The organism is Micrococcus antarcticus, from assembly GCF_044872765.1.
Taxonomy (GTDB): domain Bacteria; phylum Actinomycetota; class Actinomycetes; order Actinomycetales; family Micrococcaceae; genus Micrococcus.
Genome location: NZ_CP085253.1, coordinates 759212 through 784347 on the forward strand (window position 1 = coordinate 759212; position 25136 = coordinate 784347).

The 25136-nt window shown below is 69.5% G+C and carries 15 protein-coding genes, 3 rRNA genes and 1 pseudogene; 4 read left to right on the plus strand and 15 right to left on the minus strand.

Annotated elements, in window-relative coordinates; genetic code table 11:
* The 5 genes and pseudogenes from LG274_RS03540 to LG274_RS03560 all read right to left on the minus strand — a co-directional run bounded on the left by LG274_RS03540 (position 1) and on the right by LG274_RS03560 (position 6785).
* Positions 1 to 1143, minus strand: a complete 1143-nt coding sequence (locus LG274_RS03540) for a prephenate dehydrogenase (RefSeq protein WP_404465439.1) — start codon at positions 1141 to 1143, stop codon at positions 1 to 3.
* A complete protein-coding gene (locus LG274_RS03545) occupies positions 1140 to 2099 on the minus strand; it encodes a pseudouridine synthase (RefSeq protein ID WP_404465441.1) in 960 nt (319 codons plus the stop codon). The genes LG274_RS03540 and LG274_RS03545 overlap by 4 nt, the downstream gene beginning before the upstream one ends.
* A gap of 129 nt (positions 2100 to 2228) precedes the next feature.
* Complete coding sequence (locus tag LG274_RS03550; protein ID WP_248117807.1) at positions 2229 to 3089, minus strand: ParA family protein; 861 nt, start codon at positions 3087 to 3089, stop codon at positions 2229 to 2231.
* A gap of 207 nt (positions 3090 to 3296) precedes the next feature.
* Positions 3297 to 4679 (minus strand): annotated as a pseudogene (locus LG274_RS03555) (cation:dicarboxylate symporter family transporter).
* A 150-nt stretch (positions 4680 to 4829) separates the two neighbouring features.
* Positions 4830 to 6785, minus strand: a complete 1956-nt coding sequence (locus tag LG274_RS03560; RefSeq protein ID WP_343281965.1) for an AMP-binding protein — start codon at positions 6783 to 6785, stop codon at positions 4830 to 4832.
* Between the two features lie 156 nt (positions 6786 to 6941).
* Between LG274_RS03560 and LG274_RS03565 the strand changes: the two genes are divergently transcribed.
* Genes LG274_RS03565 through LG274_RS03580 form a run of 4 tightly spaced genes read left to right on the plus strand, consistent with a single transcriptional unit; the run spans position 6942 to position 11293 of the window.
* Positions 6942 to 7628: a GntR family transcriptional regulator gene (locus LG274_RS03565; RefSeq protein WP_298988010.1), complete on the plus strand. Its 687-nt coding sequence runs from the start codon at positions 6942 to 6944 to the stop codon at positions 7626 to 7628.
* Complete coding sequence (locus tag LG274_RS03570; RefSeq protein ID WP_404465444.1) at positions 7625 to 9151, plus strand: MmgE/PrpD family protein; 1527 nt, start codon at positions 7625 to 7627, stop codon at positions 9149 to 9151. Before LG274_RS03565 ends, LG274_RS03570 begins: the two co-directional genes overlap by 4 nt.
* Positions 9151 to 10089: a methylisocitrate lyase gene (prpB, locus tag LG274_RS03575; protein WP_404465446.1), complete on the plus strand. Its 939-nt coding sequence runs from the start codon at positions 9151 to 9153 to the stop codon at positions 10087 to 10089. Before LG274_RS03570 ends, prpB begins: the two co-directional genes overlap by 1 nt.
* Positions 10090 to 10147: 58 nt before the next feature.
* Positions 10148 to 11293 (plus strand): bifunctional 2-methylcitrate synthase/citrate synthase, encoded by a 1146-nt coding sequence (locus LG274_RS03580; RefSeq protein ID WP_404465448.1) that lies wholly within the window; start codon positions 10148 to 10150, stop codon positions 11291 to 11293.
* A 197-nt stretch (positions 11294 to 11490) separates the two neighbouring features.
* Here LG274_RS03580 and xerD read toward each other — a convergent pair whose 3' ends face one another.
* From xerD to LG274_RS03630, 10 genes are all read right to left on the minus strand, one after another.
* Positions 11491 to 12528: a site-specific tyrosine recombinase XerD gene (gene xerD, locus LG274_RS03585; RefSeq protein ID WP_404465450.1), complete on the minus strand. Its 1038-nt coding sequence runs from the start codon at positions 12526 to 12528 to the stop codon at positions 11491 to 11493.
* On the minus strand, positions 12525 to 13232 hold the full coding sequence (locus LG274_RS03590) for an NUDIX hydrolase (RefSeq protein ID WP_298988004.1): 708 nt from the start codon (positions 13230 to 13232) through the stop codon (positions 12525 to 12527). The genes xerD and LG274_RS03590 overlap by 4 nt, the downstream gene beginning before the upstream one ends.
* On the minus strand, positions 13225 to 14979 hold the full coding sequence (recN, locus tag LG274_RS03595; protein WP_404465453.1) for a DNA repair protein RecN: 1755 nt from the start codon (positions 14977 to 14979) through the stop codon (positions 13225 to 13227). The genes LG274_RS03590 and recN overlap by 8 nt, the downstream gene beginning before the upstream one ends.
* A complete protein-coding gene (locus LG274_RS03600) occupies positions 14976 to 16073 on the minus strand; it encodes an NAD kinase (RefSeq protein WP_298988000.1) in 1098 nt (365 codons plus the stop codon). Before LG274_RS03600 ends, recN begins: the two co-directional genes overlap by 4 nt.
* 70 nt (positions 16074 to 16143) lie before the next feature.
* Positions 16144 to 16956 carry a TlyA family RNA methyltransferase gene (locus LG274_RS03605; RefSeq protein WP_404465456.1) on the minus strand — a complete coding sequence of 271 codons (813 nt, stop codon included), beginning with the start codon at positions 16954 to 16956 and terminating at the stop codon, positions 16144 to 16146.
* Positions 16949 to 17764, minus strand: a complete 816-nt coding sequence (locus LG274_RS03610) for an HAD-IIA family hydrolase (RefSeq protein WP_298987996.1) — start codon at positions 17762 to 17764, stop codon at positions 16949 to 16951. Before LG274_RS03610 ends, LG274_RS03605 begins: the two co-directional genes overlap by 8 nt.
* Positions 17761 to 18729 carry a hypothetical protein gene (locus LG274_RS03615; RefSeq protein ID WP_404465458.1) on the minus strand — a complete coding sequence of 323 codons (969 nt, stop codon included), beginning with the start codon at positions 18727 to 18729 and terminating at the stop codon, positions 17761 to 17763. Before LG274_RS03615 ends, LG274_RS03610 begins: the two co-directional genes overlap by 4 nt.
* Positions 18730 to 19411: 682 nt before the next feature.
* Positions 19412 to 19528, minus strand: a 5S ribosomal RNA gene (gene rrf, locus LG274_RS03620).
* A gap of 184 nt (positions 19529 to 19712) precedes the next feature.
* Positions 19713 to 22805 (minus strand): 23S ribosomal RNA (locus LG274_RS03625).
* A gap of 441 nt (positions 22806 to 23246) precedes the next feature.
* Positions 23247 to 24767: ribosomal RNA gene (locus LG274_RS03630) — 16S ribosomal RNA — on the minus strand.
* The 16S, 23S and 5S rRNA genes sit together here, the layout of an rRNA operon.
* Between the last annotated feature and the right edge of the window lie 369 nt (positions 24768 to 25136).

Consider the following 25136-nt stretch of genomic DNA (forward strand, 5'->3'; position numbering starts at 1 on the left):
TCAGACCACCTTCCATCCGGCGTCGGCCAGTGCCGACACGAGTTCGTCCTTGCATCCGGGCAGCACGGACACGTCCACCATGCCCGCCCGATGCCCGGAGGCGTGCTCGAGGCGCAGGTCCTCCACGTTGACGCCCGTGCGGCCGACGGCCTCCAGGAGCGCTGCGATCTGGCCCGGGGCGTCGTCGACGACCACGGTCACCACGGCGAACGCCTGAGGCGGCGTCCCGTGCTTGCCGGGGATGCGGGCCCGGCCCGCGTTCCCCTCGGCGATGAGCCGGGCGATCCCCAGGCGCGCGCCCGGCGCCGCTGGCTCCTCGAGCACGTCGAGCAGGCCGTCCAGGTCGTCCCGGAGGCTGCGCAGGGCAGGCACGATCCGCTCGGCGTTGCCCGCCAGGATCTGCACCCACAGCTGCGGGTCCGACGCGGCGATCCGGGTGGTGTCCCGCAGCCCGTTGCCCGCGAGGGCGAGCGACGCGTCCGCGGTGTCCTGCAGTCGCGCCGCCACGAGGGAGGCCGCGATCTGGGGGAGGTGCGAGATCAGGGCCACCGCCTCGTCGTGCGCCTGCGCGTCCATGCGGGTCGGGGTCGCCTTCAGGACGCGGGCGAGGGCCTCCCCCGCCGCCAGGGCCGCCGGCGCGGTCGTGGGCTCGGGGCACAGCACCCACGGGCTTGCCGTGAACAGCGTCCCGCGGGCGGCCACGGGGCCCGAGCGCTCGGAGCCGGCCATGGGGTGAGTGCCCAGGTGGCGATCGGCGTCGGCGGCGGAGATCTCCCCGCGCTCCACGGCCTCCCGCACCGCGCGGGCCACGCCCTCCTTGACGGAGGCGATGTCCACCACGACGGCGCCCGGCCAGCGCCGCAGCGAGTCCACCACGACGGCGGCCGTCACGTCCGGCGGCGCCGCCACCACCACGAGGACGGGCGGGGTGTCCCGGAGAGCGTCGCCGTCGAGGTCCACCGCGACGCCGGCCCCGATGTCCTGGGCCACGCCGCTCGCCGAGGGCGAGGGGTCGTGGAGGAGCACGGTGGACCCGGCCGCGCTGAGGCCGATGCCGATCGAGGTGCCGAGCAGGCCCGTGCCGCGGATGAGCACGGGATCCGGGACGCCGACCGCGGCGGCGGGCGCCTCGGCGGTGCTCACAGCCCGACCAGGGCCTTGAGGTGGCCCAGCTCCTGCTGCGAGAGCGGACGGACGCTGCCCTGCTTCTGGTCGCCCAGGAGGATCGGGCCCACCTTCACGCGGACGAGACGCTCCACGGGGTGGCCGATCTCCTGGAAGAGGCGGCGCACGATCCGGTTCTTGCCCGAGTGCAGGACGACCTCGACGAGCACGTGGCCCGGCGTGGAGTCCACGAGCTTGAAGGAGTCCACCTTGGCGATGCCGTCCTCGAGCTCGATGCCCTCGCGCAGGCGGTTGGACACGCCCTTCGCGAGCGGGCCGCGCGTCTGCACCACGTAGGTCTTGGGGACCTCGTAGCTGGGGTGGGTGAGGCGGTTGGCCAGCTCGCCGTCGTTGGTGAGGAGCAGCAGCCCCTCGGTCTCGTTGTCCAGGCGGCCCACGTGGAAGAGGTGCTCCTGGCCCGGCTTGAGGTACGTGGCGATCGAGGGACGGGCCTCGGGGTCGATCATCGTGGAGATGACGCCGCGGGGCTTGTTGAAGACGAGGTACTGACGGGAGGTGTCCGTCTGCACCGTGATGCCGTCCACGCGGATCACGGCGGAGCGGGGCTCCACGCGGACGCCGGGCTCGGTGACGATCTTGCCGTTGACCTCCACGCGGCCCTCGGCGATCAGGTCCTCGCACACGCGACGGGACGCGACGCCGGCCGAGGCCAGCACCTTCTGGAGGCGCTCGCCGTCCTCGGTGTGGACGCCCGTGAGGTCCGCGGCCTTCGCGCGGGCGGCGCCGGCGCCGCGGCCGCGACGCCCGCGGGGGCGCTCGACGGCGTTCTCGTCGAAGGGGGCCTCGCCCTGCGGACGGGCGGCGGCCCCGCGGCGGGGGCCGATCTGACGCTGGAAGTCGCGCTCCTGGAACGGGCCGCCTCGTCGTCCGACGGCGGGGGTTCGTCCGGAGCCTCGCGGCTTGCGGGAGTTCATGGGAGGGTGCTTCCTTCCGGGAGGCGTTCGACCGCAGACCGTCCGCCAGGGGCCGGAATGCGGAGGGGTTCACGCGGCGGTTCGCACGCGTGCACCCTCCATTGTCGCAGATCCCGGACGCTCAGCGGATCACGGGGCGCCGCCGCGGCTGATGAGCTCGCGGGCGAGCTGGCGGTAGGCCCGGGCGCCGTCGTGGTTCTCGGCGTAGCTGGTGATCGGCGTGGCGGCCACGGTCGCGTCGGCGAACTTGATGGAGCGCTTGATCACGGTCTCGAACACCTTGTCCCCGAAGCCGGCCACGAGCGAGCCCACGACCTCCTTCGAGTGGAGGGTGCGCTGGTCGAACATCGTGGCCAGCACGCCGTCGATCTCCAGGTCAGGGTTGAGCCGATCCTGGACCTTCTCGATGGTCTCCACGAGCAGCGCGACGGCGCGCAGCGCGAAGAACTCCGCGGTGAGCGGGATGATCACGCCGTGGGAGGCCGTCAGCGCGTTCACGGTGAGCAGGCCGAGGGAGGGCTGGCAGTCGATGAGGACCACGTCGTAGTCGTCGCGCACCTGGCGCAGGGCCCGGTCGAGCACCTGCTCCCGGGCCACCTCGTTCACGAGCTGCACCTCCGCGGCCGAGAGGTCGATGTTGGCCGGCAGCAGGTCCATGTTCTCGAAGGGGGTCCGCAGGATCGCGTCCCGCGCCGTCACGGAGCGCTCCATGAGCACGTTGTACACGGTGGTGTCGAGCTCGTGGGGGCTCGCGCCGAGGCCCGCGGAGAGCGCGCCCTGGGGATCGAAGTCCACCATGAGCACTCGGCGCCCGTACCCGGCGAGGGCGGCGCCCAGGTTGATGGTCGACGTCGTCTTCCCGACGCCGCCCTTCTGGTTCACCATCGAGATGATGCGGGCCGGGCCGTGGCCCTCCAGGGGCGCAGGCTCGGGGAACTCGTGCTTGGGGCGGCCGGTGGGGCCGATCACGGGCTCCCCGTGGATGGTCATGACGGGGGTGGGTTCCTTCGAGGTCACGGCGGTGCCGGCTCCTTCCACGGGGGGTGTGGCGCCCTGCCGGCGCCTCGCCCGGTCACGGGCGCGCGGCTGCCGTCGGCGCGATGCTCGCCCTCCACCCTAGTGCCTGGGCGGAGACGCCGAGGGGCCGAGGGCAGCAGCCCCCGGCCCCTCCGCGACGGCGGCGCGTGCGCCGTCCGGTCAGCGGCGCGTCGCCTCGTCCGGGATCGCGGTGTGCAGGCTCGACCCGGGGTGGCCCTCGAACGCCTGCTCGGCGGCCGTGGGCGACTCGACGACGTCGTGACCGACCACGGAGGCCTCGTCGAACTTCACCTCGCCGGCGAGGACGGCGCGCGCGCGCTCCCCGTCGAGCTCCCCGACCCAGCGGCCGATGAGGAGGGTGGCCACGGCGTTGCCGGTGAAGTTGGTGAGCGCGCGGGCCTCGGACATGAACTTGTCGATGCCCACGATCACGCCCATGCCGCCGAGCAGCTCGGGGCGGTGCGCCTGCAGGCCGGCGGCCAGGGTGGCCAGGCCGGCGCCCGTCACGCCGGCGGCGCCCTTGGAGGCGATGATCATGAAGAGCAGCAGGCCGACCTGCTCGCCGAGGTTCATCTCCATCCCCATCGCGTTGGAGACGAAGAGGGCGGCCATCGTCAGGTAGATGGCGGTGCCGTCCAGGTTGAAGGAGTAGCCGGTGGGCACGGTCACGCCGACCACGGACTTGTGCACGCCGGCGTGCTCCATCTTGGCGATCAGGCGCGGCAGGGCGGACTCGGAGGAGCTCGTGGCGAAGATGAGCAGGTACTCGCGGCCCAGGTACTTCATGAGCGAGAAGATGCTCAGGCCCGTGACCACCTTCAGGAGGGTGCCCAGGATCAGGGTGATGAACAGGATGCAGGTCAGGTTGAACGAGCCCATCAGCAGGAGCATGGCGCCGATCGCGGACCAGCCCGTGGACCCGACGACGGCCGCGATCGCCCCGAAGGCGCCGATGGGAGCGATCCACATGATCATCATGAGGATGCGGAACACGACGCCCTGGATGAGCGTGAGGCCGCGCAGCAGCGGCGCGCCGGCCGGGCCCGTCTGCTGCAGCGCGAAGCCCACGAGCAGCGCCACGAACAGCACGGGGAGCACGGGCACGGAGCCCGGGATGATGTCCAGCAGGAACTTGACCGTGGAGGCCATCTCCGGCTTGGGGGCGCTCGGGTCATAGGGCTTCAGGGCCAGGCCCTCGCCCGGGTGCACGAAGTTGCCGACCACGAGGCCGATGGCCAGGGCGAAGGTGGACATCGTGATGAAGTAGAGCAGCGCGATGCCGCCGACCTTGCCGACGGTGGCGGCCTTGGCGATCGAGCCGATGCCGAGCACGATCGTTCAGGAGATGACCGGGCCGATCATCATCTTGATGAGGGAGACGAAGCCGTCACCCAGGGGCTTGAGGGACGTGCCGAACTCCGGGAACAGCAGGCCCACGAGGGCGCCGAGGACCACCGAGGCGATCACGGAGATGTAGAGCCAGTGGGTGCGGTCCTTCGGCTTCTTCGCCGTGGGCGGCGCGGCGGCGGTCGTGTGCGCCATGGGCACGGTCGTTTCAGAGGGTGCGAGAGATGTCAAGGATCACCCTCGATGAGATGAGCGCCACTTCGGCCACGCACGGCATTGCAACGGGGGCGGGAGAGGCCGGCCGGCCTTCCCACCCCCGTCACGGCGCGTGCCCTCGACGCGGCCTCAGCGCTGCGGGTGCAGGAGCCGGCGCAGATCGTCCAGGACGGAGGCGTCCTCGATCGTGGAGGGCACCGTGTACTCCTCGCCGTCCGCCATCTGGCGCATGGTCTTGCGCAGGATCTTGCCGGAGCGGGTCTTGGGCAGGGCGTCCACGATCGCGACGTCGCGGAAGTCGGCCACGGGGCCCACGCCCCGCCGCACCGCCTGGCGCAGCTCCTCGAGGAGCGCGGCCTCTGCCGGGGAGCCCGGCTCCGGCGTCTCCACCCCGGACTTGAGCACCACGTAGCCGGAGGGGCGCTGGCCCTTGAGCGGATCCGCGAGCCCGACGACGGCGCACTCCGCCACGGCCGGGTGCGCGGCGAGCGCCGCCTCGAGGACGCCCGTGGAGAGGCGGTGCCCGGACACGTTGATGACGTCATCGGTGCGGCCCAGGACGAACACGTAGCCGTCCTCGTCCACGAGGCCCGAGTCGCCCGTCGCGTAGTGGCCCTCGAAGGCGGAGAGGTAGGAGTCGATGTACCGCTGGTCGTCGCCCCACAGGGTGGGCAGGGTGCCCGGGGGCAGGGGCAGGCGCACCGCGATGTTCCCCTCCTCTCCGGGGCCCACCGGCTCGCCCAGGCCGTCCAGCACCACGAGGTCGAAGCCGGGCGAGGGCACAGACGAGGAGCCGATCTTCACGGGCAGCTCCTCCAGCCCCACCGGGTTCGCGGCGATCGCCCAGCCCGTCTCCGTCTGCCACCAGTGGTCGATGACCGGCATGCCCAGCAGGCCCTCGATCCAGCGCTGGGTCTCCGGGTCCAGGCGCTCGCCGGCGGCGTAGAAGTGCGCGAGCGTGCTGAGATCGTGCTCCTTCATGAGCGCGCCCTCGGGGTCCTGACGGCGGATGGCGCGCAGCGCGGTGGGGGCCGTGAAGAAGGAGCGGACGCCGTGGTCCTCGATCAGGCGCCAGAACGCCCCCGCATCGGGCGTGCCCACGGGCTTGCCCTCGTACATGACGGTGGTCGCCCCGGCCAGCAGCGGACCGTAGACGATGTAGGAGTGACCCACCACCCAGCCCACGTCCGAGGCGGTGCACATGGCCTGGCCCGGGCCGACGTCGTAGATGTTCTCCATGGTCCACCGCAGGGCCACGGCGTGTCCGCCGTTGTCCCGGACCACACCCTTGGGCCTGCCCGTGGTCCCGGAGGTGTAGAGCACGTAGAGCGGATCGGTGGCGGCGACGTCCACGCAGGCGGCCGGCTCAGCGGCGGCCACGGCCTCGTCCCAGTCCTTCCACGCCGCTCCCCCGCGCTCGGCGACGTCGGCCAGCGCGGTCTCGAAGCCGTCGCGGTGGTGGACGAGGACCGTCCGCACCGGGTGCGAAGCCGTCTCGAGCGCCTCGGCGACGGCGGGCAGGTACTCCACGCGGCGCTTCGGCTCGATGCCGCCCGAGCACGTCAGCACGACGTCGGGCGCGGCGTCGTCGATGCGGGCGGCGAGCTCGCGCGGGGCGAAGCCGCCGAAGACCACCGAGTGGACGGCGCCGAGGCGGGCGCACGCGAGCATCGCGACGGGCGCCCGCGGGATCATCGGCAGGTAGACGAGCACGCGGTCCCCCTTGCCCACCCCCTGGGCCGCGAGGGCGCCCGCGAGCGCGGCCACCTCGTCCCGCAGCTGCGCGTAGGTGTAGCGGGTGACCGTGCCGGTCATCGCCGAGTCGTGGACCAGCGCGAGCGCGTCGCCGCGGCCAGCGTCCACGTGGCGGTCCAGGCAGTTGTGGGCGGTGTTCAGGACGCCGTCCGGGAACCAGCGGTGCAGGGGCGCGTTCGAGGAGTCGACCGCGCGCGTGGGCGGGGTGGTCCAGTCGATCGCCTGGGCGGCCTCGAGCCAGAACCCCTCCGGGTCGGCGAGGGAGCGGGCGTGGACGTCTGCGTAGGAGCTGCGGGTGCCGGGGGCCGGGGATGCGTCGGGAGTCGCCATGCCGCGATCGTAGTGCGCCGCATCACAGAGATCAAGGGTTTCTGTATACATGTTCTCGCAACTACAGGCCTGCATGAGGCCACCGAGGCGATTCTCAGGCGCATTCACCCTGAAGGGGCCTTGGCGGTGGAGGGTGCCCGTGTATACACTTCTGGCATGCGAGCGAGTGAGCGGGCCTACCAGACGCTGAGGACGGAGATCCTCGACTGGTCCCTGCCGCCCGGCGCCGGGCTCGCCGAGGTCGAGCTGGCCGAGCGGCTGGGGATCTCCCGCACCCCGGTGCGGGAGGCCATCTCCCGGCTCGTCGCGGACGGCCTGGCCGAACAGGCCACGGGGCGCGGCGCCGTCGTGGCCGACATCTCCCTCGAGCAGGCGGACCAGCTGTTCGAGCTGCGGATCGCGCTCGAGTCCCTCCTCGCCCGGCGCGCCGCCCAGCGGGCGACGGACGAGGCGGCCGAGTCGCTGGCCGATCTGGCCGAGCGGTTCGCGGCCGCCGCGCCGTCCCTGCGCACGGGGTCCGACCCGACCGCGTACTACGCGATGACGTCCGAGCTGGACGCCTCGCTCGACGCCGCGGCGGACAACCCGTACCTCGTCTCGACCCTGCGGACGCTGCGCCTGCACCTCGCGCGCCTGCGCCGGCTCGCGGCGAACGACCCGGCGCGCCTGGCCACCTCCGCCGAGGAGCACGCGGACATCGCGTCCGCCGTCGCCTCCGGCGCCGCCGACCTGGCCGAGGCCACCACCCGCGTCCACCTGCACCACGCCTTCCACCATCTCACCCGGAGCCGTCGCGACGACGCCGGGGCCCTGCTGACCCCCACCGAAGGAGACCGACCATGAAGAACCACCACGTCCGCGTCCACCGCTCCGAGGAGGACCTCGAGCGCAAGGACCAGCTCGCCATGAAGCTCGCCGAGGTCGCCGTGGACCCGGTGGAGATCCTCCCGGAGGTGGAGGAGATGATCGTCAACCGCATCATCGACAACGCCTCCGTCGCCGTCGCCTCGCTCAAGCGCGGCCCGATCGTCGCCGCCCGCGCCCAGGCGCTCGCCCACCCCGCCTCCACCGGCGGCGAGGGCGCCACCGTGTTCGGCATCGACCAGAAGGTCTCCCCCGAGTGGGCGGCCTGGGCCAACGGCGTGGCCGTGCGCGAGCTCGACTACCACGACACGTTCCTGGCCGCCGAGTACTCCCACCCCGGCGACAACATCCCGCCGATCCTCGCGGTCGCCCAGCACACGGGCCGTTCCGGCAGGGACCTCGTGCGCGGCATCGCGACCGGCTACGAGGTGCAGGTGGACCTCGTGAAGTCCATCAACCTGTACGGCCACAAGATCGACCACGTCGCGCACATCGGCCCCTCGGCCTCCGCCGGCATCGGCACGCTCCTCGGCCTCGACGCCGAGACGATCTTCCAGGCCATCGGCCAGGGCCTGCACACGACGACGGCCACCCGCCAGTCCCGCAAGGGGGAGATCTCCACGTGGAAGGCCCACGCCCCGGCCTTCGCCGGCAAGATGGCCGTCGAGGCCGCGGACCGCGCGATGCGCGGCCAGACCTCCCCCGTGCCGATCTACGAGGGCGAGGACGGTGTCATCGCGTGGATGCTCGACGGTCCGGACGCCTCCTACGAGGTCCCGCTGCCCGAGAAGGGCGAACCCAAGCGCGGCATCCTGGACACCTACACCAAGGAGCACTCCGCGGAGTACCAGGCGCAGGCCTGGATCGACCTCGCCCGCAAGCTGCACGGCGAGCACCCCGAGGCCACGGACCCGAAGAACGTGGCGTCCGTGCTGATCAAGACCTCGCACCACACCCACAACGTCATCGGCTCCGGCGCGAACGACCCCCAGAAGTACGACCCGACGGCGTCCCGCGAGACCCTCGACCACTCGATCCCCTACATCTTCACGGTGGCCCTCCAGGACGGCGCGTGGCACCACGTGGACTCCTACGCCCCGGAGCGCGCCGCGCGCCCGGACACCGTGGAGCTGTGGCACAAGGTCACCACGGTGGAGGATCCCGAGTGGACCCGCCGCTACCACTCCCTCGACCTGTCCGAGAAGGCGTTCGGCGGCGCCGTGGAGATCACGCTGACCGACGGCACCGTCATCACGGACGAGATCGCGGTGGCCGACGCGCACCCGCTCGGCGCGCGCCCGTTCTCCCGCGAGCAGTACATCCAGAAGTTCCGCACCCTCGCCGAGGGCATCGTCACGCCCGAGGAGCAGGACCGCTTCCTCGCGGCCGCCCAGCGCGTGTCCGAGCTGGAGGCCGGCGAGCTGGACCAGCTCAACGTCAAGGCCGACCCGGCCTACCTGTCCGAGGCCGACCTGGCCGCCGCTCCGAAGGGCCTCTTCTGATGCTGTACTCCACGAAGACCGCCGAGCAGAAGCGCAGGGATCTCCGCGAGACCCTCGCGAAGGGCGGCGCGCAGCAGTTCCCCGGCGCGTTCACCCCGCTCACCGCGAAGCTCATCGAGGAGAAGGGGTTCCCGGGCGTCTACATCTCCGGAGCCGTGCTCGCCAATGAGCTCGGCCTGCCCGACGTCGGGCTGACCACGCTGACCGAGGTGGCCCAGCGCGGCGGGCAGATCGCCCGCCTCACGGACCTGCCCTGCCTGATCGACGCGGACACGGGCTTCGGCGAGCCGATGAACGTGGCCCGCACCGTGCAGGAGCTCGAGAACGCCGGACTCGCCGGATGTCACATCGAGGACCAGTTCAACCCGAAGCGGTGCGGCCACCTCGACGGCAAGAACATGGTGGACCTGGACACCGCCGTCAAGCGCATCGCCGCCGCGGTGGACGCCCGCCGGGACCCGAACTTCCTCGTCATGGCGCGCACCGACCTGCGTGCCGTGGAGGGCCTGGACGCCGCGATCGCCCGCATGAAGGCGCTCGTGGAGGCCGGTGCGGACGCGATCTTCCCGGAGGCACTGAAGGACATCGGCGAGTTCGAGACCGTGTGTCGCGAGCTGGAGCCCCTCGGGGTCCCGGTCCTGGCGAACATGACCGAGTTCGGCAAGTCCGAGCTGTTCACCCGCCGGCAGCTGGCCGACGCCGGCGTCGCGATGGTGATCTACCCGGTCACCCTGCTGCGCTCCGCGATGGGCGCCGCCGAGCGCGTGCTTGACGCCATCAAGGAGGAGGGCACCCAGGCCTCGCAGGTGGACCAGATGCTCACCCGTGCGCGCCTGTACGAACTCGTGGACTATGAGGGTTACAACGCGTTCGACACCGGCATCTTCAACTTCGACGTCCCCACGCTGGACATCGACGAGAACAACGCCAACCTCTGACACCCGTCACCGCGGCCCGCCCACCCGGGCGGGCCGCCTCTCCTCTAGGAGGCACATCATGACCGAGACCGAGATCAAGAAGGGCCTGGCCGGCGTCGTCGTGGACACCACGGCGATCTCCAAGGTCAACCCGGACACCAACTCCCTGCTCTACCGGGGCTACCCCGTGCAGGACCTCGCGGCGAAGCTGCCGTTCGAGTCCGTCGCGCTGCTGCTGTGGAACGGCGAGCTGCCCACCGACGAGGAGCTGGCCGAGTTCCAGCGCTTCGAGCGCGCCCACCGCGCCCTCGACCCGAAGGTGAAGCAGGCCATCGACCTGCTGCCCACCGACTGCCACCCGATGGACGTCGGCCGCACCGCCGTGTCCGTGCTGGGCGCCAACCACCCGAAGGCGGAGGACTCCTCCCCCGAGGCCGAGCTGGAGAAGGCCAAGGCCCTCTTCGCGGCGTTCCCGGCCGCCGTCGCCTACGACCAGCGCCGCCGCCGCGGCCAGGACGTCGTGGAGTCGCGCGAGGACCTGGACTACTCGCAGAACTTCCTGTGGATGACGTTCGGCGAGGAGGCCGCCCCGGAGGTCGTGGACGCGTTCCGCGTCTCGATGGTGCTGTACGCCGAGCACTCGTTCAACGCCTCGACCTTCACCGCGCGCGTGATCACCTCGACGCTCTCCGACCTGCACTCGGCCGTGACCGGTGCGATCGGCGCGCTCAAGGGCCCGCTGCACGGCGGCGCCAACGAGGCCGTGATGCACACCTTCGACGAGATCGGCATCCGGAAGGAGGAGTCCCGTGAGGACGCCGCCGCCCGAGCGAAGGCGTGGATGGAGGACGCCCTGGCCCAGAAGAAGAAGGTCATGGGCTTCGGCCACCGCGTCTACAAGAACGGCGACTCCCGGGTGCCGACCATGAAGGCCGCGCTCGACCGGATGATCGAGCACTACGGCCGCGAGGAGTTGCTCGGCCTGTACGACGGTCTGCAGCAGGCCATGGACGAGGCCAAGCAGATCAAGCCGAACCTCGACTACCCGGCGGGCCCGACCTACCACCTCATGGGCTTCGACACGGAGATGTTCACGCCGATCTTCATCGCCGCGCGCATCACGGGCTGGACCGCCCACATCATGGAGCAGCGCGCCGCCAACGCGCTGATCCGCCCCCTCTCGGCCTACGACGGCCCCGAGCAGCGCGAGCTGCCCCAGCAGTGAGCACCCCCTCGCCGCAGAGTGGTCACGACACGCCGTCTGCGGAAACGGCACACGGCGTGTCGTGACCAGCCTGCGGGGTCAGATCCAGGGCCGCGGCCGGACCGGCCGTCACGACCTGACCCACGACGACGGCGGGTCGCCCCCCACACGGGAGGCGGCCCGCCGTCGTCGTGCCGGCCCGGGTCAGCGTGCGCGGATCAGCGTGCCCGCGGGTGCGCCGTGGCGTAGACCTCGCGCAGCGACTCGACGGTGACGAGCGTGTACACCTGCGTGGTGGTGACGGAGGCGTGGCCGAGCAGCTCCTGCACGACGCGCACGTCCGCGCCGCCGGCCAGCAGGTGTGTGGCGAAGCAGTGGCGCAGCGTGTGCGGGGAGACCTCGGCGTCGATCCCGGCGCGCTCCGCCGCTCGCTTCAGCACGGCCCATGCGGACTGCCGGGAGAGCCGCCCGCCGCGCCGGTTCACGAACAGCGCGGGCGAGGAGGCCGTCGCCCCGCCCACCATCGCGGGCCGGCCCCGCACGAGCCACGCCTCGAGGGCCTCGGACGCGTACGAGCCGACGGGCACCACGCGCTCCTTCGAGCCCTTGCCGAACAGGCGCACCACGGGCTGGCCGCCGTCGCCGTCCTCGCCGTCCTCGACGCCCCTGAGCCCCACGACGTCGTCCACGTCCAGGCCGACGACCTCGGAGATGCGCGCTCCGGTGCCGTACAGGAACTCCAGCAGGGCGCGGTCGCGCAGCCCCGCCGGGGTGTCCACGGAGACGGACTCGAGCAGCGCGGTCACCTGCTCCACGGGCAGCGCCTTCGGGAGGCGGGCACCGGGCCGCGGGGGGTGGACGTCCCGCGCGGGGTCGGACTCGGTGATCCCCTCGAGCGCCCAGAACCGATGCAGGCCGCGCACCGCGGCGAGCACCCGCGCGGCCGAGCGCACCGCGAGGGGACGGCCGCCGTCGGCTCCGGAGCCGAGCGCCTGGAGGAAGCCGGAGACGTGCCCCGGCTCCACGGCGCGCGGCTCGCTGATGCCGTGTGCGTCCAGCCAGGCCCGGTAGCGCTCGAGGTCGCGCCGGTACGCGGCCAGCGTGTTCGCGGCCAGTCCCCGCTCGACGGCGAGGTGGTCCAGATGTCGCCGGATCGGGGCCGCGAGCGGCGAGGGTGCGTCGGGTTCGCGCCCGGTCTCGCCGGGCCCGCCCTGTCCCCCCGGGCCGCCGGCCGTCGTCGTCCTCGCCGCGTTCACGCGGGCCAGTCCGCCCCCGGGCCCTGCCGGTCCGGCACGAACGGGGCGTCCACGGGGCGCAGCCGCCGCCAGCCGCGCGCGCGGTGCGCCTGGAGGGCGAGCACGGCCACCACGGTGGAGGGGTTGTGCACCCGTCCGTCGAGGACGGCGTCGACGACCTCGTCCACGCCCACCCAGGCCAGCGGCATGGCGGCCTCCTCGTCGGTGCGGGCGAAGCGCTCCTCCTCCCCCACCTCGCGCACCTTCCGGGCGAGGAACACGCGGATGGCCTCGGTGGAGCCGCCCGGGGTGGTGAAGTAGTCCACGAGGGTGTGCCACTCGTCGGCGCGCAGGTCCGCCTCCTCGTGCAGCTCGCGCACGGCGACCTCGTGGAGCGCCTCGCCGTCCACGTCCCGCAGCCCGGCCGGGATCTCCCACAGCTCCATGCCCACGGGGTGCCGGTACTGCCGCACGAGGGCGACCTGCTCCTGCGGTCCGGCCCCGGTCATGGCGGTGCGCAGGGCCAGCACGGCGACGGCGCCGGGGTGCACCATGAGCTCGCGCGTGATCGGCTCGACCTCCTTCTCGTCCGGGTCCAGCCGGAAGGTCTCGCGGGCGATGTCCCACACGCGCCCCTCGAACACGGTCTTGGCCTTCTTCACCTTGCGCGGGACGTGCAGGTCGCGCAGCGGGGCGCGGCCCGCGGCGGCGGGGATCTCAGGCATCGTCGTCCTCCTCGTGGGTGCGGGATTCGAGCAGCTCTCGGGCGTGGGCCCGGGCGGCCGCGGAGTCCCCGTGGCCGGCCAGCATGCGGGCCAGCTCCTCGACGCGTTCCTCCTCGCTGAGGGTCACGACGTCGGAGACGGTCACGCCCGCTCCGGGATCCGAGTTCTTCTCCACGCGCACGTGGCGGTCCGCGTAGGCGGCCACCTGGGGCAGGTGGGTCACGGCGATCACCTGCACGTGGCGGGCCAGGCGGGCCAGGCGGGCGCCGATGCGCACGGCGGCCTCGCCGCCCACGCCGGCGTCGACCTCGTCGAAGACGAAGGTGGGCACCGGGTCCGTGGCGGCCAGGACGACCTCGAGCGCGAGCATCACGCGGCTCAGTTCGCCGCCCGAGGCGCCGCGGCCCAGTGGACGCGGCTCGGAGCCGGCGTGCGGGCGCAGCGCGAGGGCCACCTCCTCCGCGCCGTGCGGTCCGAGCTCCTCCCCGGGCAGGGGGGTGAGGCCCACGTGGAAGGACGCGTCCGGCATGAACAGGGCGTGCAGCTCCTCGGTGACGGCCGCCTCCAGCTGCTCGGCGGCGGCGGCGCGCAGGGCGCTGAGCTCCGCGGCGCGCTCGCGCAGGACGGCGTCCAGGCGGGCGAGCTCCGCGTCGAGCTCCTCGAGGCGGCCGGTGTCTCCCTGCAGCTCGTCGAGGCGCGGGCGTTGCGTCTCGGACCACGCCACGACGTCCGTGAGCTCGGGCCCGTAGAGGCGCTGGAGACGGGTGAGCTCGGCCAGCCGGGACTGGGCGGCGTCGAGGTCTCCGGCGGCGTCGGCGTCGAGGTCGGCGCCGTAGCCCGCGAGGTCCCCGGCGATGTCCGTGAGCACGAGGGAGGCCTCGGCCAGGCGCGCCGCCGCGGCCTCGAGGTCCGCGTCCTTCCCGGGGGCGGCCGCCAGGGCCTGCCGGGCCGCCTCCACGAGAGCCACGGCCCCGGGGATCTCCTCGGCGGCGTCCACGTCGCCGCCCGTCAGGTGGGCGTACGCGGTGCCGGAGGCGGCGCGCAGCTCCTCGACGTCCTCGAGGCGGCGGATCCGCGTCCGCAGCTCCTCGTCCTCCCCCGCGGCCGGCTGGGCGAGGTCGATCTCCTCGAGGGAGCGCTGCAGGGCCTCGGCCTCGCGGGCGCGCTCCTGCTGGTGGGTGCTGAGCTCGTCGCGTTCACGGCGGGCGGCGCTCCACGCCGCGTGGTCGCCGCGGTAAGCGGCGAGCACGGCCTGCAGCGGCGTCCCGCCGAACGCGTCGAGGGCGCGCCGCTGGGCCTGCGCGCTCTGCAGGCGCACCTGGTCGTTCTGGCCGTGCACGGCGACGAGCGTGGCACCGATCTCGGAGAGCAGCCCCACCGGGACCGTGCGTCCTCCCGCGCTCGCGCGGGACCGGGTGCCGTCCCCGGAGGCGGTCACGGAACGGCTGAGCACCAGGTCGCGCACCCCGGCCTCGTCCCCCTCGTCGACGACGGCGCCGGCCCCCTCCGCGAGCGCCAGCGCCGCGTGCCCCTCGGGGACGCGGACCTCGGCGTCCACCGCGGCGCACCTGGCGCCGCGCCGGACCACGCCGGCGTCGGCCCGCGCGCCCAGCAGCAGGCCGAGCGCGGTGACCACCATGGTCTTGCCGGCGCCGGTCTCACCGGTGACGACGGTGAAGCCGGGGTCCAGCTCCACGCTGGCCTCCCCGATCACCCCGAGACCGGAGATGCGCAGGACGTCGATCACGAGCCCTCCTCCGAGCGGCGCCACGGGCGGCCCTCTTCCCGGTGCCGCCGCAGCTCCTCCGGGGAGAGCACGGGCAGGCTGGCGGTGGCCGGGGCGACGACCTCAGGACGCGGACCCGCGTGCCGCGGCTCGACCGTCTCCACGGCGTAGCCCGCGGCCGCGTCCCTCTCCTCGGCCGTCACGGGGCCACGCCACCCCTCGGTGGGCAGGCGGAACTTGCGCACGAGGCGCTCCGCGAAGGGGGTGGGGTTCAGCCGGGCCAGCCGCACCGGCTCCGCCGAGCGGGACACCTCGACCCGCGCCTGGGGCGGCAGCTCGACGGTGCGGCGGCCGTCGCACCACAGCACGCCGGTCTCCCGCGTGCGGGTCATGACGTCCACGGCGATCGTGCTGCGCGGGCCGACCACGCACGGCTTGGCGAAGAGGGCGTGAGCGCTAATGGGCACGAACAGCAGGGCCTCCACCCCGGGCCACACCACGGGACCGCCCGCGGAGAACGCGTAGGCGGTGGAGCCGGTCGGGGTGGCCAGGACGACACCGTCGCAGCCGAAGGCCGTCAGCGGCGAGTCGTCCACCGAGACGACGACCTCCAGCATGCGCTCCCGGTTCGACTTCTCGACGGAGGCCTCGTTCAGCGCCCACGTGCGGGCCACCTCATGCCCGTCCACCCGGACCACGACGTCGAGCGCCATCCGCTCGATGACCACGTACGCCTCGTCCGCGATCGCCTGGACCGTGCGGTGCAGGTCGGTGCGCTCCGACTCGGCGAGGAAGCCGACGTGGCCGAGGTTGACGGCGAGGAGCGGGACCCCGTGCCCGCGCACGAAGTCGGCGGCGCGCAACACCGAGCCGTCGCCGCCGAGCACGAGTCCGAGGGCGACGTCGGTCAGCGCGCAGTCCACGCCGAGGGTGAGGGGCGCGAAGCCGTCCGGCTCGTCGGCCGCCTCACGGATGGCCCGGATGTCCTGCTCGAGCATCACGGTGCTCAGGCCCTCGTCCGCGAGGGCCGCGGTGGCCTGGAGCGCCGCACTGATGGCGTCCTGCCGCCCGGTGTGGGCGAGCACGAGGACGCGGCGTGCGGGGTTCTGGGGCATGGTTCCTTCCGCGGGCGGACGGCGGGGTGGGGCGAGACGCGTCCGACCAGGATAACCAGGCGGGGCGGCCTCAGCCCCAGTCGACGGCCTGGGCGGTGCACAGCCGCTCCGCGTGCCCGGCCGCGTCGTCGGTGGAGGGCGAGGCGGCGGCGCGCAGGCGGAGGAAGAACTCCACGTTGCCGTCCTGGCCGGGCAGGCCCGAGCGGGCCACGCCGGTGGCCTCGAGCCCTGCGCGATGCGCCGCGGCCACCACGTCGGTCACCGCGCGCCGGCGCGCCGAGGGGTCCGTCACGACGCCGGTGCGCGGCAGCGCGGTCCGGCCCACCTCGAACTGGGGCTTCACCATGAGCAGCAGGTCGGCGTCGGGCGCGCACACGCCCGCGATGGCTCCCACCACGAGGCGCAGGGAGATGAAGGAGAGGTCGGAGACGACGAGCTCGACCGGCCCTCCCGTGTGCGCGGCCGTGAGATCGCGGACGTTCAGCCCCTCATGCACGGTCACCCGCTCGTCCGCCCGGATCTCGGCCGCCAGCTGGTCGTGGCCGACGTCGACGGCCACCACGGGGGCGGCCCCGCGTTCGAGGAGCACCTGGGTGAAGCCGCCCGTGGAGGCCCCGGCGTCCAGGGCGCGGCGCCCGGCGACCGCCACGTCCGGGAAGGCCGCGAGGGCGCTCACGAGCTTGTGGGCGGCACGGGACACGTACCGCGGGCCGTCGTCCACGAGGGCGAGCTCGACGCCGGGCCCCACGGGCTGGGCGGGACGGCGCACCGGCGTCCCGTCCGCCAGGACCTGGCCGGCGCGGATCAGGGCGGCGGCGTCCGTGCGGGAACGGGCGAGGCCCCGGGCGGCCAGGACGACGTCGGCGCGTCCGACCTCAGGCATCGGCCCCGAGCGCCTCGAGGAGGGCGGAGAGGTCCGCGACGATCCACGCGGGGCGGTCCCCCGCGGGCGCCGCCTCGGCTGTCGCACGCGTGTCGATGCCCGTGAGGACGAGGACGGTGTCGAAGCCGGCGGCGTTGCCCCCGCGGATGTCCGTGTCCAAGCGGTCTCCCACCACGAGGGGACGGGAGAGGCCGAGCGCGCGGGCAGCGCTGCGGAACAGGTGCGGCTCGGGCTTTCCGGCGGCCACAGGGGACGTGCCCGTCGCGTGGCCGACCGCCGCCACGAGGGCGCCGTTGCCGGGGGCGACGCCCTCGCCCCGGGGGATGGACCGGTCGAGGTTGGTCGCCACCCACGCGGCGCCGGCGTTGACGGCGTAGGCCGCCTCCGCGAGGTCGGACCACGCGAGGGACGGGTCGAAGCCCTGGATGACGGCATCCGGGTGCTCGGCCGCGGACTCCACGAGGGTGTGGCCGCGCTCGGCCACGACCTCCCGCAGGTATGGCGACCCGACGACGAGCACACGGCCGGCCTGCGACCCGAGCGTCTCCCCGAGCAGGTCGGCCCCCGCAACGGCGGAGCCGAAGACCTGGGACGGCTCGGCGGGGATGCCCAGCGCGGTGAGGTGCTCGGCGACCGCCTCGGGGGCGCGCGAGGCGTTGTTGGTGACGAACGCGACCGGGACACCCCGGTCCTGCAGGGTGGTCAGGGTCTCGACCGCACCCGGGATCGCGGCGCCGCCGGCGTAGACGACCCCGTCGAGGTCGCAGAGCAGGCCGTCGTGTCCGTGGAGCACACCGTGGGCCGTCATCGGGCGTCGCCCTCCGCCGCCGCACCGTCCTCCGAGGCCCGATCTGCCGCGGGGACCTCGGCCGAGGCGTCCGCCGGAGCGTCGAAGAGGGCCATCTGTTCCGGGTCGTGGTCGACGACGACCGAGGGAGCGGCCTCGCCGGTGTCCGCGGCATCGGGCACCGACGCCTCCTCGTGGGGGCTCGCGGGGCGAGGAGGACGGTCCTCGCGGCGGTCATCGGCGCGTCCGTGGCGGGCACCGCCCCGGTCGCCGGCCCGAGCACCCCGGTCGGGCTCCTCCGCCGGCTCCACCTCGATGTCCATGATCTCGGGCTCGGCGAACCCGCCGATGCCGAGCGCCTTCTCCGCCACACGGACGGAGCGCGCCCACAGGCGGGCCTCCTCGCGTCGGCCGAGGGCTGCCAGGACGTCGGCCTGCCGCTGGAAGAGGCGCGGAGAGAAGGGGTATCCGCGTCGGCGGTCCAGCTCGGGGATCTGGAGCGCGTCGTGGGCGCCCTGCAGGTCACCCAGGTCCTCGTGCACGCCGGAGACGACCATCACCAGCTCGACCCGGGCCTCACGGCTGAGCTCCGCGGGGTCGACCTCAGCGGCCAGCTGCAGCGCCTTGTCGAGACGGCCGAGGGCCCGCTCGCTGTCCACCTGCGCCGCGATGTGGGTGTCGTCGCCGGTCATGCGACGGTAGGTGCGGAACTCGCGCAGGGCGTCGCCGTACTCCCCCGCCGCGTAGGCGGTGAGCGCGACGGCCTCACGGACGCGGGAGAGGCGGCCGCCCTTGCGGGACGCGGCGAGGGCGTGCTGGAACGCCAGGGCCGGATCGTCCTCGAGGTAACGGCCGGCCATCACCAGGTGCTTGGCCACCCACTCCGCGGGGCGCTCGTCGAGGCCGCCGATCTCCTTGAGAGTGCCGCGGTCCAGCTCCTTGCCGGTCACATCGTGGTCGATGTCCGGGGAGCGCTCCTGGTCCACCCGGTTCGCGGCGCGCAGATCCCGGGGGTTGTGGGCAGGGCGCTGACGTTCGGCGTCCGGGCGGCGCCGGTCCTCGAACGGACGTCCGCCGCGGGCGTCACGGTCGCCCTGCCGCCGGGCTCCCTGAGGGGCACCGTCCCGGCGCCGCTCCCCCGCGCCGCCGCGGCGATCACCGAAGGAGGCGCGCCGCTCGCCACTGCCCGCACCGTCGCGCCGGCGATCATCGAAGGAGGACCGCCGATCGCCCGCTGCCTCGTCGCGGCGACGGTCGCCACCCCACGCGCGCCGCTCTCCGCCGCCGGCGTCGTCGCGACGACGGTCCCCGGAGAAGGCGCGACGCTGACCACCCCCGGCGTCATCCCGGCGGCGGTCCCCGCGTCCCGCCCCTGCCTGGGGAGAGCGAGAACGCTGACCGCCGTCGGAGGAGCGCTCCAGATGCCCACGGCCTCCGGAGGGTCGATCGCGGCGATCGTCTCGGGGGGTCTCCCCGCGGGGGGTGCCGTCTGCCATGTGGTGTCCTCTCTCCCCGCCGCCCCGTGGAAAGGGACGCATCGGGCGGTGCTCAATCCGCGCTCGTCCTCGAGGTCCGAGGCAACGCGAGGTCTGTCGTCCAGCGTAGTGGTGCAGAAACAGAAAAAGGCCCTGCACACTCGGTGCAGGGCCTTTTCCCTCGTCAAAAGATGTCCGGCGGCGACCTACTCTCCCACAACCTCCCGGTTGCAGTACCATCGGCGCTGTGGGCCTTAGCTTCCGGGTTCGGAATGGAACCGGGCGTTTCCCCCACGCTATGACCGCCGTAACCCTAACCCCACCTACACACCCAAACAGGCGCAGCGGGAAACCATCGGGTCACACAACAGTGACACACTCTTCAATTCTCAACCCCACCCCCCACAAGGAACAGGACCGGTTGCAATCAGACAACCGCACAGTGGACGCAAGCACCATCACCCCTCCCGCTTGAAGCAGCAGAAGGAACATGTGTGTAAAAATCATCGGCCTATTAGTACTGGTCAGCTCCACGAGTCTTCAGTCCTCGCTTCCACATCCAGCCTATCAACCCAGTGTTCTCGCTGGGGGCCTCACACCCTCAAGGGGCAAGGAAATCTCATCTCGAAGCCGGCTTCCCGCTTAGATGCTTTCAGCGGTTATCCATCCCGAACGTAGCTAATCAGCCATGCACCTGGCGGTACAACTGACATACCAGAGGTTCGTCCGTCCCGGTCCTCTCGTACTAAGGACAGACCTTCTCAAATTTCCAACGCGCGCAGAGGATAGGGACCGAACTGTCTCACGACGTTCTGAACCCAGCTCGCGTACCGCTTTAATGGGCGAACAGCCCAACCCTTGGGACCTACTCCAGCCCCAGGATGCGACGAGCCGACATCGAGGTGCCAAACCATGCCGTCGATATGGACTCTTGGGCAAGATCAGCCTGTTATCCCCGAGGTACCTTTTATCCGTTGAGCGACGGCCGTTCCACAACGAGCCGCCGGATCACTAGTCCCGACTTTCGTCCCTGCTCGAGCTGCCACTCTCACAGTCAAGCTCCCTTGTGCACTTGCACTCGACACCTGATTGCCAACCAGGCTGAGGGAACCTTTGGGCGCCTCCGTTACATTTTGGGAGGCAACCGCCCCAGTTAAACTACCCATCAGGCACTGTCCCTGACCCGGATCACGGGCCGAAGTTAGATATCCAGAGTGACCAGAGTGGTATTTCAACGATGACTCCACGAACACTGGCGTGCCCGCTTCAAAGTCTCCCACCTATCCTACACAAGCCACACCGAACACCAATACCAAACTATAGTAAAGGTCACGGGGTCTTTCCGTCCTTCTGCGCGTAACGAGCATCTTTACTCGTAATGCAATTTCGCCGAGTTCACGGTTGAGACAGCGGGGAAGTCGTTACTCCATTCGTGCAGGTCGGAACTTACCCGACAAGGAATTTCGCTACCTTAGGATGGTTATAGTTACCACCGCCGTTTACTGGGGCTTAAATTCTCCGCTTCGCCGAAGCTAACGGGTCCTCTTAACCTTCCAGCACCGGGCAGGAGTCAGTCCGTATACATCGTCTTACGACTTCGCACGGACCTGTGTTTTTGATAAACAGTCGCTTCCCCCTGGTCTCTGCGGCCCCGATCCCCTCACACCAGCAAGTGATGCTCAAGGTTGGGGCCCCCCTTCTCCCGAAGTTACGGGGGCATTTTGCCGAGTTCCTTAACCATGATTCTCTCGATCGCCTTAGTATTCTCTACCTGACTACCTGTGTCGGTTTAGGGTACGGGCAGTTTGAACCTCGCGCCGATGCTTTTCTAGGCAGCATAGGATCACCGGATCACCCACCAAGTGGGCGCCCATCAGGTCTCAAGCACAAAGCTGGCGGATTTACCTACCAGCAGCCCTACACCCTTAGACCAGGTCGATTCCATTGCCTGGCCCGGCTACCTTCCTGCGTCACACCTGTTAATACGCTTGCCTCCCCGGTTCAGGTCCCGCGCTCCCCACCACCATCCTGATCAAAGACCAGGTTTGGGATGGTTCGGGCGGTTAGTATCACCGGCTCAGCAGGGACGGTTCTTCACTGGTACGGGAATATCAACCCGTTGTCCATCGACTACGCCTGTCGGCCTCGCCTTAGGTCCCGACTTACCCAGGGCAGATTAGCTTGACCCTGGAACCCTTAGTCATCCGGCGGACGGGTTTCTCACCCGTCTTTCGCTACTCATGCCTGCATTCTCACTCGTCCACAATCCACCAGAAATCACTCGCTGGCTTCACCTCGTGAACGACGCTCCCCTACCCATCCAACAAAAGCTGAATGCCACGGTTTCGGCGGTGTACTTGAGCCCCGCTACATTGTCGGCGCGGAATCACTTGACCAGTGAGCTATTACGCACTCTTTCAAGGATGGCTGCTTCTAAGCCAACCTCCTGGTTGTCTCAGCAACTCCACATCCTTTCCCACTTAGCACACGCTTAGGGGCCTTAACCGGTGGTCTGGGCTGTTTCCCTCTCGACTATGAAGCTTATCCCCCACAGTCTCACTGCCACGCTCTCACTTCCCGGCATTCGGAGTTTGGCTGAAGTCAGTAACCTTGTAGGGCCCATCGTCCATCCAGTAGCTCTACCTCCGGGAAGAAACACGTGACGCTGCACCTAAATGCATTTCGGGGAGAACCAGCTATCACGGAGTTTGATTGGCCTTTCACCCCTACCCACAGCTCATCCCCTCCATTTTCAACTGAAGTGGGTTCGGTCCTCCACGCGCTCTTACACGCGCTTCAACCTGGCCATGGGTAGATCACTCCGCTTCGGGTCTAGGACACGCGACTCAATCGCCCTATTCAGACTCGCTTTCGCTACGGCTTCCCCACACGGGTTAACCTCGCCACGTATCACTAACTCGCAGGCTCATTCTTCAAAAGGCACGCCGTCACCCCTACAAGGAGGCTCCGACGGTTTGTAGGCACATGGTTTCAGGTACTATTTCACTCCCCTCCCGGGGTACTTTTCACCATTCCCTCACGGTACTTATCCGCTATCGGTCAACAGGTAGTATTCAGGCTTACCAGGTGGTCCTGGCAGATTCACACGGGATTTCTCGGGCCCCGTGCTACTCGGGCAACCCTCCAACGGCGGCGGAATGCATTTCGACTACGGGACTCTCACCCTCTACGGTCCGCCATCCAAAGCGGTTCGTCTATACACCCGCACCTCACCGCGCCATGCCGGCAGACATGACAAGGAGGGGCCCACAACACCGCACATGCAACCCCTGCCGGGTATCACACACATACGGTTTAGCCCCATCCGCGTTCGCTCGCCACTACTAACGGAATCACTTTTGTTTTCTCTTCCTGTGGGTACTGAGATGTTTCACTTCCCCACGTTCCCTCCAACCCGTCTATGTGTTCAACGGGCGGTCACACGACACGTCGTGCGGGGTTTCCCCATTCGGAAATCCTGGTCTCAACGTCCGGTTATCGACTCCACCAGGCTTATCGCAGATTCCCACGTCCTTCTTCGGCTCCTGTTGCCAAGGCATCCACCATGCGCCCTTAGAAACTTTCACACACATGAAAGCCCTAAAATGAGCAAATATAACTAAGATGTCATTTTCGGCGTCACCACACCTCACACCACGTCCCCAGGGGGAAACACGGCGATCAACAGTGCAGCAACAAAAATAAGATGCTCGCGTCCACTATGCAGTTCTCAAACAACAACCCCCACACCCGCTCACCACACCACAACGATGCGACTCACCAAGCAAGGGAAACAGAAACAACACCACCCAACAACCCCAAAAGGCTGCCAGGCGCCTGCTGTCCCAGGACCCAACAGTGTGCCAACACCAGAAACCATCACCAGCCCCAACCATTCCAACCAGCTGCAAACAGCCGGCGTACTCAGCCAGAACCAGGACACTCCCCAGCACCATTCGTTGATGTTCCACCCATGAGCAACCCGCCATCACACACGCGGTGATGCAACGGGCACTAATGCTCCTTAGAAAGGAGGTGATCCAGCCGCACCTTCCGGTACGGCTACCTTGTTACGACTTAGTCCCAATCGCTGGTCCCACCTTCGACGGCTCCCTCCACAAGGGTTAGGCCACCGGCTTCGGGTGTTACCGACTTTCGTGACTTGACGGGCGGTGTGTACAAGGCCCGGGAACGTATTCACCGCAGCGTTGCTGATCTGCGATTACTAGCGACTCCGACTTCATGGGGTCGAGTTGCAGACCCCAATCCGAACTGAGACCGGCTTTTTGGGATTAGCTCCACCTCACAGTATCGCAACCCATTGTACCGGCCATTGTAGCATGCGTGAAGCCCAAGACATAAGGGGCATGATGATTTGACGTCGTCCCCACCTTCCTCCGAGTTGACCCCGGCAGTCTCCCATGAGTCCCCACCCGAAGTGCTGGCAACATGGAACGAGGGTTGCGCTCGTTGCGGGACTTAACCCAACATCTCACGACACGAGCTGACGACAACCATGCACCACCTGTGAACCCGCCCCAAAGGGGAAACCGTATCTCTACGGCGATCGAGAACATGTCAAGCCTTGGTAAGGTTCTTCGCGTTGCATCGAATTAATCCGCATGCTCCGCCGCTTGTGCGGGCCCCCGTCAATTCCTTTGAGTTTTAGCCTTGCGGCCGTACTCCCCAGGCGGGGCACTTAATGCGTTAGCTGCGGCGCGGAAAACGTGGAATGTTCCCCACACCTAGTGCCCAACGTTTACGGCATGGACTACCAGGGTATCTAATCCTGTTCGCTCCCCATGCTTTCGCTCCTCAGCGTCAGTTACAGCCCAGAGACCTGCCTTCGCCATCGGTGTTCCTCCTGATATCTGCGCATTCCACCGCTACACCAGGAATTCCAGTCTCCCCTACTGCACTCTAGTCTGCCCGTACCCACCGCAGATCCGGGGTTAAGCCCCGGACTTTCACGACAGACGCGACAAACCGCCTACGAGCTCTTTACGCCCAATAATTCCGGATAACGCTCGCACCCTACGTATTACCGCGGCTGCTGGCACGTAGTTAGCCGGTGCTTCTTCTGCAGGTACCGTCACTTTCGCTTCTTCCCTACTGAAAGAGGTTTACAACCCGAAGGCCGTCATCCCTCACGCGGCGTCGCTGCATCAGGCTTTCGCCCATTGTGCAATATTCCCCACTGCTGCCTCCCGTAGGAGTCTGGGCCGTGTCTCAGTCCCAGTGTGGCCGGTCACCCTCTCAGGCCGGCTACCCGTCGTCGCCTTGGTGAGCCATTACCTCACCAACAAGCTGATAGGCCGCGAGTCCATCCATGACCGAAATTCTTTCCAACACCCACCATGCGGTAGACGTTCCTATCCAGTATTAGACCCAGTTTCCCGGGCTTATCCTAGAGTCAAGGGCAGGTTACTCACGTGTTACTCACCCGTTCGCCACTAATCCACCCAGCAAGCTGGGCTTCATCGTTCGACTTGCATGTGTTAAGCACGCCGCCAGCGTTCATCCTGAGCCAGGATCAAACTCTCCGTAAAAAAAATACAGAACGACCTCACAACACCCGGAAATAAGTGTCATGACATCAATTCAATCGCTGGCAGACCACCACCACTCACACGGGGGTGCGGGGTGTATGGTCAACCAATGTGTTAAAACAATTGGCATCAACAAACTTGGCACACTATTGAGTTCTCAAACAACAGGCGCTTCCAGACTCACCATCCCGCCTCGCGGAACGTTTCGCTCTGGAGCAACTTCTCCATCCTAGACCATCCGATCAGACCCTGTCAACCCCGTTTCCGAAGTCTTCAGCAGCTGTTCACGTTATCCGGTTTCGCAACCTTACCACACGATCAGTTCCTGTCAACTCCGTCATCCGACGTCGTCACCCAGTGAAAATTCAT